The sequence below is a fragment of the Sphingomonas sp. ACRSK genome (assembly GCF_022346685.1).
In the GTDB taxonomy this organism is placed as follows: Bacteria; Pseudomonadota; Alphaproteobacteria; order Sphingomonadales; family Sphingomonadaceae; genus Sphingomonas; species Sphingomonas molluscorum.
On sequence record NZ_JAKRNR010000021.1, the window covers coordinates 34,863 to 49,508 of the forward strand.

Annotated in this window: 12 protein-coding genes; 6 read left to right on the forward strand and 6 right to left on the reverse strand. The window is 70.2% G+C overall.

Annotation, left to right across the window (positions count from 1 at the left end; translation table 11 throughout):
* Positions 1 to 13: 13 nt before the first annotated feature.
* Genes gltX through MHZ35_RS12580 form a run of 3 tightly spaced genes read left to right on the forward strand, consistent with a single transcriptional unit; the run spans position 14 to position 2,964 of the window.
* Positions 14 to 1,459 (forward strand): glutamate--tRNA ligase, encoded by a 1,446-nt coding sequence (gene gltX / locus MHZ35_RS12570; RefSeq protein WP_239435972.1) that lies wholly within the window; start codon positions 14 to 16, stop codon positions 1,457 to 1,459.
* Between the two features lie 18 nt (positions 1,460 to 1,477).
* Positions 1,478 to 2,761, forward strand: coding sequence for a citrate synthase (locus MHZ35_RS12575; RefSeq protein WP_132882783.1), 1,284 nt, complete (start codon positions 1,478 to 1,480; stop codon positions 2,759 to 2,761).
* Positions 2,761 to 2,964, forward strand: coding sequence for a hypothetical protein (locus MHZ35_RS12580; RefSeq protein ID WP_239435973.1), 204 nt, complete (start codon positions 2,761 to 2,763; stop codon positions 2,962 to 2,964). Before MHZ35_RS12575 ends, MHZ35_RS12580 begins: the two co-directional genes overlap by 1 nt.
* Before the next feature lie 97 nt (positions 2,965 to 3,061).
* Here MHZ35_RS12580 and MHZ35_RS12585 read toward each other — a convergent pair whose 3' ends face one another.
* From MHZ35_RS12585 to MHZ35_RS12595, 3 genes are all read right to left on the reverse strand, one after another.
* The gene (locus MHZ35_RS12585; RefSeq protein ID WP_239435974.1) at positions 3,062 to 4,837 is read right to left on the reverse strand and encodes an SLC13 family permease; all 1,776 of its coding nucleotides are present in this window, start codon (positions 4,835 to 4,837) and stop codon (positions 3,062 to 3,064) included.
* Positions 4,838 to 4,903: 66 nt separating this feature from the next.
* Positions 4,904 to 9,073, reverse strand: a complete 4,170-nt coding sequence (locus tag MHZ35_RS12590; protein ID WP_239435975.1) for a translocation/assembly module TamB domain-containing protein — start codon at positions 9,071 to 9,073, stop codon at positions 4,904 to 4,906.
* Positions 9,070 to 11,040, reverse strand: a complete 1,971-nt coding sequence (locus tag MHZ35_RS12595) for an autotransporter assembly complex protein TamA (RefSeq protein ID WP_239435976.1) — start codon at positions 11,038 to 11,040, stop codon at positions 9,070 to 9,072. The genes MHZ35_RS12590 and MHZ35_RS12595 overlap by 4 nt, the downstream gene beginning before the upstream one ends.
* A gap of 141 nt (positions 11,041 to 11,181) precedes the next feature.
* Between MHZ35_RS12595 and MHZ35_RS12600 the strand changes: the two genes are divergently transcribed.
* Positions 11,182 to 11,358 carry a hypothetical protein gene (locus MHZ35_RS12600; RefSeq protein ID WP_164521241.1) on the forward strand — a complete coding sequence of 59 codons (177 nt, stop codon included), beginning with the start codon at positions 11,182 to 11,184 and terminating at the stop codon, positions 11,356 to 11,358.
* A 3-nt stretch (positions 11,359 to 11,361) separates the two neighbouring features.
* On the opposite strand, the gene MHZ35_RS12605 is transcribed toward MHZ35_RS12600, so the two are convergent.
* Positions 11,362 to 11,979, reverse strand: a complete 618-nt coding sequence (locus tag MHZ35_RS12605; RefSeq protein ID WP_239435977.1) for a LexA family transcriptional regulator — start codon at positions 11,977 to 11,979, stop codon at positions 11,362 to 11,364.
* A 90-nt stretch (positions 11,980 to 12,069) separates the two neighbouring features.
* Between MHZ35_RS12605 and MHZ35_RS12610 the strand changes: the two genes are divergently transcribed.
* Positions 12,070 to 12,252 (forward strand): hypothetical protein, encoded by a 183-nt coding sequence (locus tag MHZ35_RS12610; RefSeq protein WP_125960534.1) that lies wholly within the window; start codon positions 12,070 to 12,072, stop codon positions 12,250 to 12,252.
* Complete coding sequence (locus MHZ35_RS12615) at positions 12,249 to 12,563, forward strand: hypothetical protein (protein WP_239435978.1); 315 nt, start codon at positions 12,249 to 12,251, stop codon at positions 12,561 to 12,563. Before MHZ35_RS12610 ends, MHZ35_RS12615 begins: the two co-directional genes overlap by 4 nt.
* 3 nt (positions 12,564 to 12,566) lie before the next feature.
* Here MHZ35_RS12615 and MHZ35_RS12620 read toward each other — a convergent pair whose 3' ends face one another.
* Both MHZ35_RS12620 and MHZ35_RS12625 read right to left on the reverse strand, forming a co-directional pair.
* Positions 12,567 to 13,394 carry a hypothetical protein gene (locus MHZ35_RS12620; RefSeq protein ID WP_239435979.1) on the reverse strand — a complete coding sequence of 276 codons (828 nt, stop codon included), beginning with the start codon at positions 13,392 to 13,394 and terminating at the stop codon, positions 12,567 to 12,569.
* A complete protein-coding gene (locus MHZ35_RS12625) occupies positions 13,364 to 14,602 on the reverse strand; it encodes a TIGR04063 family PEP-CTERM/XrtA system glycosyltransferase (RefSeq protein ID WP_239435980.1) in 1,239 nt (412 codons plus the stop codon). Before MHZ35_RS12625 ends, MHZ35_RS12620 begins: the two co-directional genes overlap by 31 nt.
* Positions 14,603 to 14,646: the final 44 nt, after the last annotated feature.

Here is a 14,646-nt window from a genome sequence, read left to right on the forward strand (position 1 = left end):
GTTGCGCGCAAGTATGGATACCGGAACCTCGCCTGAAGGCGCAGTCGTCACGCGCTTCGCCCCCTCCCCCACGGGGTTCCTGCATATCGGCGGCGCGCGCACCGCGTTGTTCAACTGGCTCTATGCCCGCCACCATGGCGGCAAGTTCCTGCTCCGCATCGAGGATACCGACCGCGCGCGCTCGACCGAGCCCGCGATCGAGGCGATCGTCGACGGCATGCGCTGGCTGGGCCTTGACTGGGACGGCGACGCCGTGTTCCAGTTCTCCCGCGCCGATCGCCATGCCGAAGTCGCGCACCAGCTGCTCGCCGCCGGCCACGCCTATAAATGCTACGCGACCGCCGAGGAACTGACCGCGCTGCGCGAGCGGCAGCGGGCCGAGGGCAAGCCGATCCGCTACGACGGCCGCTGGCGCGACTGCGATCCCGCCACCGCACCGGAAGGCGCGCCCTATGTGGTGCGGCTGAAGGCGCCGAAGGACGGTGCGGTCACGATCCCCGACCGGGTGCAGGGCGATGTCACCGTCGCCAATGCCGAGCTCGACGACTTCGTGCTGCTGCGCTCGGACGGCACCCCCACCTACATGCTGGCGGTGGTGGTCGACGACCACGACATGGGCGTCACCCATGTGATCCGCGGCGACGACCATCTCAACAACGCGTTCCGGCAGCTGGCGCTGATCCGCGCGATGGACGCCGTCGAGGGCGGCTGGCCGGACCCGGTCTATGCGCATGTCCCGCTGATCCACGGGGCGGACGGCGCCAAGCTTTCCAAGCGCCACGGCGCGCTGGGTGTCGACGCCTATCGCGACGAGCTCGGCATCCTGCCCGAGGCGCTCAACAACTATCTGCTGCGCTTGGGCTGGGGCCATGGCGACGAGGAGATCATCAGCCGCGATCGCGCGATCGAGGTATTCGATCTCGCCGGTGTCGGCCGCTCGCCCGCACGCTTCGATCTCAAGAAGCTCGCGCACGTGAACGGCCACTATATCCGCGAGGCGGACGACGCCCGACTCGCCGACCTCGTCGCGGCTCGCCTGCCCCAGGCTCCGGATGCAGCGGGGCTCGATCTGCTGCGCCGCGCCATGCCGGCGCTGAAGCCGCGCGCGGCCGACCTCAACGAACTCGCAGACAACACCGCCTTCCTTTTCGCCACCCGCCCGCTGCCGATCGAGGAGTCGGCGGCTCCCCTGCTCGCAGGCGATGCGCCCGCGCTGCTTTCGCAGCTGCACACGGCGCTTGACGCGGTCGAGCGGTGGGATACGGAGACGACAGAACATGCGGTACGCAGCGTGGCGGACGCAGCCGGAGTGAAGCTGGGTGCAGTCGCACAGCCGCTTCGCGCCGCACTGACCGGTCGCCGCACCTCGCCGGGCATCTTCGACGTTCTCGAACTGCTCGGACGCGAGGAAAGCCTCGGCCGCATCGCCGACCAGATGGCCGTTCCGGCCAACCACTGAACGAAAGGACGACACCCGATGAGCGAGACCGCCAAGTTGCAGGTAGCGGGCAAGGACGGTGACTATCCGGTGCTCTCGGGCACGGTCGGACCGGACGTCATCGACATCCGCAAGCTCTATGCGCAGACCGGCGCCTTCACCTACGATCCCGGCTTCACCTCGACCGCGAGCTGCGAGTCGGGCCTGACCTACATCGATGGTGACCAGGGCGTGCTGCTGCACCGCGGCTACCCGATCGACCAGCTCGCCGAAAAGTCGAGCTTCATGGAAGTCAGCTACCTGCTGCTGAACGGCGAGCTGCCGAACCAGGGCGAGCTCGACAAGTTCACCAACACCATCACGCGCCACACCATGGTGCATGAGCAGCTGGCGAACTTCTATCGCGGCTTCCGTCGCGATGCGCACCCGATGGCGATCCTGTGCGGCGTCGTCGGCGCGCTTTCGGCCTTCTACCACGACTCGACCGACATCACGGATCCGGTGCAGCGGCAGATCGCCAGCCACCGCCTGATCGCCAAGATGCCGACGATCGCAGCGATGGCGTACAAGTACTCGGTGGGCCAGCCGTTCCTCTATCCGGACAACAAGCTGTCCTACACGGGCAACTTCCTGCGCATGACCTTCGGCGTGCCGGCCGAGGAATATGAGGTCGATCCGGTCATCGAATCGGCGATGGACAAGATCTTCATCCTCCACGCCGATCACGAGCAGAACGCGTCGACCTCGACCGTTCGTCTGGCCGGTTCGTCGGGCGCCAACCCGTTCGCGTGCATCGCGGCGGGCATCGCCTGCCTGTGGGGCCCGGCACATGGCGGCGCCAACGAGGCGGCGCTTAACATGCTGCGCGAGATCGGCACCCCGGATCGCATCCCCGAGTACATCGCCCGCGCGAAGAACAAGGACGATCCGTTCCGCCTGATGGGCTTCGGCCACCGCGTGTACAAGAACTTCGACCCGCGCGCGAAGGTGCTGTCGAAGGCCGCGACCGAGGTGCTCGACAAGCTCGGCATCAACGATCCGGTGCTGGATACCGCCCGTGAGCTCGAGCAGATCGCGCTCAAGGACCAGTATTTCATCGACAAGAAGCTCTACCCGAACGTGGACTTCTATTCGGGCGTGATCCTGTCGGCGATCGGCTTCCCGACCGAGATGTTCACCGTGCTGTTCGCCCTTGCCCGCACCGTCGGCTGGGTCGCGCAGTGGAACGAGATGATCTCGGATCCGGCCCAGAAGATCGGTCGTCCGCGTCAGCTCTACACGGGCCCGACGCAGCGCGACTATGTCGAGATCGGCCAGCGCTGATGCGCGTGTCCCGACGATTGCTGATGATCGCCGGCGCGGTCGCGGCGATCGTCGGGCTGTTCTGGATCGGCCAGGGGATGGGCATCATCCGCTGGCCGGCCTCCAGCTTCATGATCGACCAATATGACTGGGTGCTCACCGGCACCGTCACCGCCGTGGCAGGGCTGGTCGCGATCCTGATCGCACGGCGGATGCGCGGCTAGCGACTTCGTCGCCAGGCAGCCTCTCTTCCGGGGTCCTGCCGTTCCCAGGAGCGCCCGGCCCATAGCGCCGCGACCCGATGCACCCTCCCGGGCCGGATCAGTGCACCGGCCATACCCACAGGATCAAGGGCGTGCCCAGCAGCAGGACGAGCACCGACAGCGGTGCCCCCAGCCGCGCATAGTCGCCGAAGCGGTAGCCGCCGGGGCCCATAACCAGCGTGTTGCACTGGTGCCCGATCGGGGTGAGGAAGTCGCAGCCCGCACCCACGGCCGTCGCCATCAGGAACGCCTCCGGCCGGTACCCCAAATCGCCTGCGAACGTGGCGGCGATCGGCGCCATCACCAGCACCGTGGCGGCGTTGTTGAGGAACGGCGTCACCGCCATCGCGGCGACCAGGATCAGGCCCACCGCACCCCAGACAGGGAGCGACGCCGCCGTCTGCGCGAGCCAGACGCCGATGATGTCGCTCATGCCCGTCGTGCGCAGCGTGTCGCTGACCGGGATCAGCGCGCCGAGCATCACCAGGATCGGCCATTCGATATGGCTATAGGCGTCCCGCACCGGCAGCGATCCGGTGAGGATCACGACGGCCGCAGCCGCGAAGAAGGCGACCGCCACCGGGACCAGCCCGCTCGCCGTCGCGGCCATGGCCACCCCCAGCACCGCCAGCGGCAGCAGCCCCTTGCGCGCGTTGCCCAGCCGCAGCGAGCGTTCGGCAAGCGGCAGGCAGCCGAGCATGCGAAGCCGCTCCGGCAGCAGCCCGAGCGGGCCCTGCAGCACCACCACGTCACCGGGGCAGAGCACCGTGTTCGCAAGGCGTCGCGTCAGTCGCTCGCCCCGGCGGGAGATCGCAATCAGGTTCACGCCATAGCGCGCCTGGAGCAGCATGCGCCCCGCGGTCTGGCCGACGAGCACCGAGTCGGCGCCGAGCACGGCTTCGATCACGCCGACCTCGTCGTGCTCGCTGCCCTGCGGCTGGGCGCGGTCGTGCCCCTCCAGCTCCAACCCGTCGCCGGCGATGACCTGTTCGAGCGTGTCGGGCGCGCCGCCCAGGATCAGCACGTCGCCGGCGCGGAGCTCGAGCTCGCGCCAGGGTGTCGTGCGGATCCCGGCGCGCAGCACCTGCGTGACGGTGACGTCATGGCCGTGGCGGGCGACGAAGGCGGCGATGGTCTCCCCCACCGCCTCGGATCGCTCGGCGACGCGTGCCTCCGTCACATAGTCCTGGATGTCCAGCGCCTCGCCCATCGTCGGTGCGGCGCGGCGGTCGCCCGGCAGCAGGCGGTAGCCGAAGCGCAGGAACAGCAGCCCCATGAGCGTCAGGCCAAGGCCCACCGGCAGATAGTCGAACATGCGGAACGGCATGCCCGTCATGTCCTCTCGCACGCGGCTGACGATGATGTTCGGCGAGGTGCCGACAAGCGTCATGAGGCCGCCCAGCAGCGACGCGAATGACATAGGCATCAGCAGCGCGGAAGGCGAGCTCTTCGAGCGCTTCGCCATCTGAAAGGCGGCGGGCATCAACATGGCGAGCGCACCGATGTTCTTCACCAGCGCGGAGGCGAACCCCACCGAGGCGCACAGCACCATGAGCTGCGAGGGCAGCCGGGTCACATATTTCTGCACCACCCGGAGCATCCGCTCGATCACCCCGGAACGCTGCACGGCGCCGCTGATGACCAGCGCGGAGGCGACGATCACGACGATGTCGTCGGAGAAGCCGCTGAAGGCGTCCTCCGGCTTCACCAGGCCCAAGCCGATCGCCGCGAGGAGGGCGATGACCGCCGTCACATCGTAGCGGAACTTCCCCCAGATGAAGAGCAGCATCATGCCCGTCAGCACACAGACGGACAGGATTTGCGGCGTTGTCATGCGAACGCGGGTCCCCCAGCACCAGTTTCCGCTGTGCTCAACGCCCGACCGCGCCGGAGGTGCCGATCAATAATCCCGCGAAACGCGAAGGTTAGCGCTCTGGCGGCCGATCGTGGAAATGGAGGAGAGCAGCGAGAGCCAGCGGGTGACGCGGAACTCCACGTTGGTCGCCGAATAGCCCTGCCCGTCGGTGACGATCTCCGCATAGAAGCGCCGCGTCAGATATTTGCCCGCGGCGACCGACGTGCCCTGCCCGGTCTGCGGGTCGGCCGGCAGGATGCGCAGGCGGTCAAGCCCGGTCGCGCGGCGCACGGCATTGATCGGGTTGAGCCCGGTGTCCCCATCCTGCAGCGCTGCCACCGCGGCTGCGAGCTGAAGCGCCTCCGGCGCCGAGAGGTTGGTGATGGAGGTGCCGAACAGCAGCCGCGACAGCAGCTCGTCCTGCGGCAGCGCGGGCGTGCTGGTGAAGTCGATCTCCGGCTTGAGCGCCGTGCCCGTCACACGGATGTTGGCGTTCAATCCCTCGGCGTCCGCATCGGCGGAGATGTCGAGCGCCGGGTTCGCGGGCACCGACCCATCAAAGCGGATGTTGCCGCGCTCCAGCTCGAACTCGCGGCCCGCGAACTCGACATCGCCCTGCACGAGGTCGGCACGACCGCGGATCGACGGGTTGGTGGGCTCGCCGCGGATGGTAAGATCGGCAGACCACTCGCTGCTGAGGCCGAGGCCGGATACCATCAGCCCCTTGCTGGCGCGCGCCTGCAGGTTCAACCGCCACGGGCGGCGGGGAACCTCGTCCTGCTCGTCGCCGCCGGGCAGGTTGATCTCGCGAATGGCGATGCGCGGCAGGGGTGCGCTCGCCGACGCCTTGCCGAGCTGATAGCGGCCCTCGTTCAGGCGCACTTCGCCGCCGATGGTGCCGCCCGAACCGTCCGAACGGATGGTGATCGGGCCGGTGACGGTGGCGGCCAGCGTGTCCGTGTTGATCAGCCGGGCGCGCTGCGCCTCCAGCGCCAGGTCGATGCCGAAGCCGCGCACGGCCGCGAGGTCGAACGTGCCGGTGCCGCTCACCTGCCCCGAACGGCCGTCGCTGGCGGAGAAGCGGTCGATCACCAGCCGCGATCCGCCGAAGCGGCCTTGCGCGTTCACCTGGGTCAGGACCGTGCCCGTGGCGCCGCTCTCGATCCGGGCGTTGGTGGCCCGAAGCGATCCGCGGATCTGCGGATCGGCCAGCCGGCCGCTGACGTCGGCGCCGATCGCGAGGGGCCCGGAAAGGTCGAACAGCTCGATCCCCGTAGCCCGCCACAGCGTATCGGCGGGGCCGTCGTAGCGGAGCTGCGCGGCGAGCGGCGCATTGGCGATGCGGCTGGCCAGCGTGCCGCCGCTCCCCAGCGGCGCGAGCCGGGCCTGGGCACGGCCGATGATCTTGCCGCCGCTGGCCAGCAGCGCACGCGCGCCGATCTTGTTGGAGTCGAGCACCGCGGCCAGGCCGATGTCGATCGGCCGCGACGCGAGCACCAGGCTGGCGCGCGACAGGCCGCGCACCGTCATGTTGACCCGCCCGCTCGGCACGCCGTCGCGCAGGGCATAATCGAGCTTGCCCGAGGCGTTGCCGCTGAGGCCCAGCCCGGGATAGCCGATGTCCAGCACCGTCAGCGGCATGCGGGTGAGCTGCAGCGCGACTTCCGTGTCGCCGCCGCCGAAGCGGCCGGACGCCTGCGCCTCCCCGCCGGCAAAGGTGAAGCGGGTCGGCGCGATCGTCCAGCCGCCGTCCGCCTCGCGCCGGATCACCGCCGGCGTCTCCAGCCGAAGCGTGCGGCCGTCGAGGCTACCCTGGGCCTGCACGCGATATTCGTCGGCGGTTACCTGGGTGACCGACTGGATCGCAAAGGCGCGGCCCTGCGAGCCGGCGATCGAGGCCCGCACCTCGCCCTCGCCACCGCGTAGCTTCGCGTTGGCGGCGAGCCGCGCGATCGAAAGCGCACCCCGGCGCAGCCCTTGCGCCGTCAGCGTGGCGTCGACCGTGGTTCCGTCCGGATCGAGCAGCAGGCTTGCTTCCAGCCGGCCGGTGCGCACCCGTCCCTGCCCGCCCAACTGCGCGTTGCGAGCATCGGCGGCGATGTCGATGCGCTGGATGCCACCCTGGGGCACGAAGCGAACTTCTCCCGAGAGGCCGCCGCCGCCGAATGCCAGCCGGCCGTCGAACCCGCCCTCGACGATCGCGATCGCGCCGCTCGCGCGGGTGCCGCTCACGTCCAGGCGATCGACCGCGATGCTCGCGTCCTGGCCGCGCGGGAGCAGGATGCGCCCGGCGCCCGTGAACGGGCCGAGACGAGAGCCGCCCACAGCGGTGAAGGCAAAGCCCTCCGCCGTCGGATCAAGGTGTGCGGTCACGTCGCTGAGCCCGAGCGTGTCGTTCGGGCGCTGGAAGCGCAGGTCGAGCGTCGGCTTCTCGATACGCCCGTCGAGCACGAGCGACACGGGGCCATAGGTCCGCTGGCGGCCCTGGCCCACGAAGCGGAAGGTGCCGTCACGCCGCCGCAAGCCGTTGCCGCTGAGCGTCAGCCCCGGCGAGGTCAGGACGAGGTTGCGGAAGTAGAGCACGCCATCGGCGCCCCGCTCGAGCCCGGTGGTGATTCGGGGCAGGCCTTCGGTGAGCGAGCGGAAGAATCCATTGTCCAGCCGCACCATCTGCGCGGCACCCCGCCCGACGATCCGCGTCCCCCGCCCATTCAGGCCCGGCACCACCGTCAGCCGCGACTGGACGTCGACGATGCCGAGCCCCGGGATCAGATAGCGCCGGAGCCCGCCGGTGAGCCCGACTTCATAGCGCCCGTTCCGCAGATCGAGCACCAGCATGATCGTGCCGTTGAGCTTGTCCGAGCGCAGCCGGAGGTTCGTGCCCGTCAGCGTGCGCGCGGTCACCTTCAGCGCGCCGTCGACCGACAGGTTGCGAAGGATGCCGCCCGCGACGTCTCCGACGCCGGTCACGCGCTGGGCGGTCACCCGGATCGGCACCGTCACGGGCGCCGGCGAAAGCCGTCCCTTCCCGCTTGCGCGAGCACCCTCGAAGCCGGTGTCGTCGAACGCGAGGCGATCCGCCGTGAGCCGATAGTCGAACGCGGCGGTCGCGAACTCCCCCTCCAGGATCGCGCGCAGTTCGATGTTGCGGCCGGACATGTTGGGGAACAGCGCCGCCGGCTGAAGCAGCCGCGCGTGGAGGCGCAGGTCGCGATAGGCGCGGCGTGCGAGGTCGAGGCCACCCTCCGCCTCCAGCGCAAGCGCGCGGGAGCGAAGCCCCAACCGTCCCTCCAGCCGGCGATTGGCCAGCGTCGCAGCGCCGTTGACGAGGACACGCGGTGCGGACAGCCGCTGGAGCTTGCCGTGGAGCAGCGATGCCGGGGCGAGCGTACCGCCGAGCGTATAGGCGCCGGCACGGTTTCCGAGGGTGAGGTCGATGACTCGCGTGTCGCCGGCGATCCCGAGCGCGCTGCCTTGCCAGCGGGTCCAGGTACCGTCGCCGTCGATGCGCAGCGTCAGCGGGCGTCGGATTCCCGTGAGCCGGGCCAGCACGCCGTCGGCGCGGCCGATCGCGCGGGTGGCGACCTCGAAGCGATCGCGGTCGGGCTCCGCATCCAGATGGACGCGCAACAGATCGCTGCCGTCGATGCGCGCGGCGAGATCGACCAGCGCGCGGCCGGAGCGGATGTCGGCCCGGCCCTGTAGCCGGCCGACGCGCGCCACGCCCGTGACTGCGGGCTCCACCTCAAGCCGATCGATGCGGAGGGCGCCGATGCGGATGTCGAACCCGGGCAGGATGGGCCCCTTGCGGCCGGTCGGGCGCGGCTGCGGTAATTTCGCGAGGATGCCGCGCGGAACCACCAGGCGGGTGATGTCGAGCCGGTTCGACAGCCAGGCAAACGGGCTCCAGTCGAGGTTGGCGACCGGCGCGCGGAAGACCAGTCCCTTCGGATCATAGACGCGCACGTCGATCAGCTGCGCGCGGCCGTAGATCGAGCCCTCGATGCGGCCGATGCGGTAGCGCATGCCGTCCTTGGGCTGAAGCGCGGCGACCCGATTTGCGATCAGCCGATGACCGAGACCGGTGTCGAGCAGCAGCAGGAGCGCCGCGATCGCGCCCAGCACCAGCAGCAGCGCGCCCGCGATCCGCCGCGCCCAGCGTCGGCGCCGACGCACGGCGACGGCCGGCGCTTCGGGCGTTTCCTCGTCGCTCAAAATGCCTGCCCCAGCGAGACGTAGACGGCGACGCACGCGTCGCCCTCTTGCGGGTTGAGCGGCGTTCCCACGTCGATGCGGATCGGCCCGAAGCTGGAATAATAGCGGACGCCCAAGCCCGCACCGTAGCGGAAGCCGGAAAAGTCCGGCAGCGTCGAGGTGTAAATGTTGCCACCGTCTAGGAACGGCACCACGCCGAAGTTGCCGAAGGCGCGCACTCGTGCCTCCAGCGAAAATTCCGCGAGGCTGCGCCCGCCGATCGGGTCGTTGTTCGGGTCGCGCGGGCCGATGTCTTGATAGCCATAGCCGCGCACCGACGCGCCGCCACCCGCGTAGAAACGGCGGGACGGCGCCACCGCGTCGCGCGGCGCACCCAGGATCGAGCCCAGCCGCACGCGCCCCGCCACCACCACCCCGTCGCGGACCGGCTGGTAGGCGCTGGCGTCGATCTGCGCGCGGGTATAGCCGAACGCCTTGCCCGACAGCGACAGTTCCGGGCTCACCCGCGCTCCCAACCGGAAGCCGCGGGTCGGATTGAGCAGGTCGTCCGACCCGTCATAGTTGATCGAGGTGGGCGCCGCCGCGATGAAATAGGTCTGCCGCCGCGGCTCGCCGGTGGAGACGATCACGTCGCGCTCGTCGGTGGCGACCAACTCGGCACCGAGCGACCAGGTCCAGGTCTTCTGGAAGAAGATGTTGGTCTGCCGCTCCAGTGCGCCCGAGACGGAGAAGGTATCCGCCTCATACGCGTCGCGCTCCACATGCGAGGCGGAGATCTGACCCGTGAGGACCCGGTCGCGTGCACGGAAGTTGTTGCGGCGGAAGGTGAGCGCGCCCAGCTGCTCGCGGGTGCCGAGCACGCCCCGTACCGTCAGCGCCCCCTCGGGCGGGAAGAGGTTGCGATGCGTCCAGCTGGCCTCGGCGCGCGCCCCCTCCCCCGTGCCATAGCCCAGCTCGCCGGCGATCGTTCGCGGCGGCGCCGGCTCGAGCAAGACGTTGAGGTCGACGGAGCCGGGCGAAAGCCCCTCCACCTCCCGCACGCGGACCGAAGACACCAGGCCCGTCTGGATGATCGCGCGGCGCAGGTCGTCCACCTCCGCCGCGTCGTACGGATCGCCGGGAGCAAAGCGGGCGATCTCCTGCACATGCTCGCCGTCGAACACGCGCGCGTCGGGCGTGCTGATGCGGCCGAAGCGCCGTTCCCCGCCGGGAGTGACCGGCATCTCCAGCGTGGCGGTGCGCGTCGCATGATCCAAGGCCACCACCGGCGGTCGCACCCGCGCGAAGGGAAACCCCTCCCGCCCGACGGCGGTGCGCAACCGCTTCTCGCCCGCCTCGATCGCGTCGCCGTTGACCGGGTCCTGCGGCTTCACACCCAGCGCGGTCGCGAGCGCCGGGGCCTTGGCACCTGCTTCCTCGGCGCCCGGCAGCGTCACCTGCTGGAAGCGATACAGCGGCCCGGGCTCGACCTGCAGCGTGACGAGCAGCTTGCCCTCCTCCGCTGACGTCGTCGTCGTCACCCGCGCGTCGAAATAGCCTTCGTTGCGCAGCAGGTCGTTGAGGAGCGCCGCATCCTCGCGTGCACGCCGATCGATCTGGGCCACGTTGGCGGCATGCGCCTCGTTCGCCCGCAACGTCGACAGTTCGTCGAAGCGTTCGCGGAACAAGTCGCCGCCGATCCCCTCGATGCCAAGGACGCGATAGGCGTAGCGGCGCTCCACCGTCGCCAGGTCGGCTGTCTGGTCCGTCGATGCGGTCGCCTCTGCGGGGTCCGGCGACAGATCGGGCCAGTCGACGCCGATGTCGGGCATCGGCGACAGCGGCGAAGCGGGATCAAGGGTCGAGCCCAGGTCGTCCGAAGGCGCCGGCGTGGCGGGCGCCTGCTGCGCACGCGCGCCTGCGGACGCGAGTGCGGTGACGCACCCGGCGGCAGCGAGCAGGACGAGCCGGCGGGAGGGCCACGACATAGTGGCTTCCCTAGACCGACTCCACGGCGCCCGCCAATCGTTTAGGCACGATGGCCCGCGATGCGCCGCACGCACGGGGCGGTCCGTTGGGGCGGTGTCGCATGGCTGGCGCGCGCGGCATCGACATGGCAGAGGCAGGGCATGGACCCGCGCCCCTCCCGCAACACCGCTGCCGGCGGCTTCGCCATCGCGACCGGCGTGCTCGGCGGCACGATCCTCGGCGCTGTCGGCTTCCACCAGCCGACGATCGGCTTTCTGGTCGGTGCGGCGGCGGGCGTCGCAATCGCGCTGGCGGTGTGGCTGGTCGACCGCCGCTGACGGTCAGCGCAGGCGCCGGGCCAGCCAGACGACGCGGCCCACGATCTCCAGGCGGTCGCCGGGGCGCACCAGGATCGGCGGGTAGGCGGGATTGTCGCTGACGAGAGCGGTGCAGTCCGTAGTTTTGCGCAGGCGCTTCACCAGCAGGACGCCTTCGTGGCGGACGACCTGGACGCCCTCCCCGCCGTCTCGCGAGCCGGTGTCGACCAAAATTGAGTCGCCGTCCTCCAGCGTCGGCGCCATCGAGTCGCCGCGCACGGCGATCATCGACAGCGCCTCCGGCCGCGTGCCGAGCCGGCGGACGAACTCGCTATCGAGGCGCAAGGGTGCGGCGGATTCCAGTTCCACCAGGGCGCCAGGTCCCGCGGAGGCCGCAAGGTCCAGGCGCGGGATCGCGACTGTGTGCGGCACCACCGGACCTCCCAGCCGCGCTTCCGGAACGCCGAAGTAGCGGGCCAGCTTCTCGCGGTCCTCCTCGCGCAACATGCGCGGGCTGCCGCGCTCCAGATATTGCTGAAGATAGGCGGCGTTGCGTCCGAGCAGTCGCGACAGCGCGGCCAGGCTCTCGCCCCGCTCTGCCGCCAGCGCGGCGAGCACCGCGCGTTGCTGCTCCGGTTCCACGCCTCTTGGTAGCCGTAGGAATCTTCCTAGACAAGTTGGATTTGCGAGAACAGAACCGGAACAGAAAGATGCGAATCAGGAGATTGTCAGGTGACAATTCTGCAGAAGATCGACCGGTTCTTGCACGCGAGCGGCATGCCGCCTACGCTGTTCGGGCGGAACGCGGTGCACGACCCGCGACTGGTCGGCGACCTGCGCAACGGACGCGAACCGCGGCCCGACACGGTGGCGCGGATCGAGACGTATATCGCCGAGCAGGAGGGCCGCGCATGAGCCGCGGGCCGGACGTGACGACCTTGCTGGAACGCCGGCTGCTGCTGGCCGGCCAGGCAGGCGGCCACGGGATCACGATCGAGGGCATCGAAAGCACGCCCTGGGCGAGCGCCACCTTCAACGGCGCGCGCCACCGGTTCCGGCTGGCTGGGAGGGCGACAGCGGAACTAGAGGCGTGGCTCCAGGCGTTGCCGGAGGCGGAGCTGCCGCTGCGTGGGCACCTGGTGGCCGACCTAGAAATGCTGTCGAGCAAGGTGGATGGCGAGCGGCTTTGCGCCGAAATCGAAGTGCTGACGGTGGAGGAACGCTGATCCTCAGGCGCTGGTGGCCCAGCGTCGCAGGGAGGCGAGCGTCGCCTGCAGCGTCTCGTCCCCGGCACTGCCGCGCGCGAGCTGGGGCGCGCCCTCCCCGCGTTCGCGCCGCGCCAGCCCGCGCTCGAGCCGGACCAGCAATGCGCGGGTCGAGCTTTCCTCGACCGGGGGCTCCGGTTCGGGCTCGGGCGGGGCGGCGAAACCGGCGCGGATCTGGCGGGTCAGCAGCACCGCATCGGCACCCTCGCCAGATGCCGCATCGATGTGGAACAGCGGCCGGGGCGGCTCGACCGGCACCGGGATGGCGTCCGGGTCGAAGGCAGCGAGTGGGAGGTCGAGGTCTTCCGGCAGCGCCTGCTCGATGGGCTCGGCCGGAAGCGCCGCGACCGTGCTCGCCGCCGTCACCTCCAGAAAGGGCGTGCCCAGGTCGCGCATCGCGAGCACGGGCGCGCGGGCCGGGGCGTCCGGATGCGCATCGCCGCGGCGCAGGACCGGAATGGCCGCGATCTCCCGCGGCGCGGCGCGTCTTGGATGGCGGATCGTCGGCAGCCTCATCACCAGGGGCAGCTTGCCGAATGCGATCCGGCCCAGCCCCCACATCAGTCCCGCAGCGACGCCGCCCAGGAACAGCATCAGCGCGAGCCGCGCCGTCACTCCCAGCGGCGGCGCAGCGGCGGCGAGAACGTCCGGCAGCCCGCTTGCCCCGACCTGCCGCTCCAGGAACGCGGTGGGCAGCAGCAGCACGATCAGCGCGACGACGCCCCCGCCGAGAACGGCGGCAGCGGTGGCGGCGGGCAGGCTCAAGCGTCGGGGAGCGACTGTGGCGTCCATGGTGCGTCCGTTGCGAAGCCTCTGACAAGCGCGTGGTATACGGGTTCGTAGCGCGAAACATTTGACGACCAGTTACGCTCGCGCTCGACGAAAGCGCGGGCGCGGGTGCGCATCGCGTCCCACTCTCCCCGGTCTTCAAACAGCGCGGCCACCCGTTCGGCAAGCGCCTGCGGATCGTCGGCCGGGAACAGCGTGCCGGTATCGCCGTCCCGGATCAACTCGCGGTGGCCGCCGACATCGGAAGCCGCCACCAGCCGGCGCTGCGCCATCGCTTCCAGCGGCTTGAGCGGCGTGACGAGGTCGGTCAGCCGCATGTGCTTGCGCGGATAGACCAGCACGTCGACCAGGCCATAGTAGCGCTCCACCGCCTCGTGTGGGACCCGCCCGACGAAGCGGATCGCGTCCGACGCCGGCGACGCCGCGGCCTGGGCGCGCAGGGCAGCCTCCATCGGGCCGCCGCCCACCAGCAGCAGCTTCAATCGCGGGCGCCTGGCCACCAGCGCCGGCATCGCCGCGATCAGATCGTCCAGCCCTTCATAGTCGTAGAAGCTGCCGATGAAGCCGATCGTCTCCCCCTCCAACCCCAGTTCGCGGGCGAGCGCCGCGTCCGGCGGCGGCGGGTCGCCGAACAGCGTCATGTCCACGCCGTTGGGGGACACGAAGATGCGGGCGGGATCGATGCCGCGCGTGACGAGGTCGCGCTGAAGCCCCTCGCAGATCACCGCGACCGCGTTCGCCCGGCGGACGAGCCAGGTTTCGAGGCGGCGGATCGCCCGGTAGCGGAACGATCCCTCCCGCCCGGTACCGTTGCCGACCGCGGCGTCTTCCCAGAAGGCGCGGATCTCATAGACGAGCGGCAGCTTGCGGCGGCGGGCCACGAGCAGCGCGGCCAGGCCGTCGAGCACCGGCGAATGGGCGTGCAGCACGTCGGGCTTGAACCGCTCGACCGCCTGCTCGACGCGGCGGGCGAGTGCCGCCACCTCGCGCAGTTCGCCCAGGGGCGCACGGGCGGGTTTGGACGGATCGGTGCGGAAGAAGTGCAGCCCGTCGACGTCCTCCTCTTGGGCGGCGTGGCTGCCCTGCCGCCCCCCCGTCACCCCGGCCACGGTCCAGCCGCGCGCGATCTGCGCCTTCAGGATCGCGCGCGTGCGAAAGGTATAGCCGCTGTGCAGCGGCAGACTATGATCAAGGACGTGCAGGATCCGCATGGCTGGTGTCCTGCCTCTAAAGCATTTAACGCTGCGTCAACCGT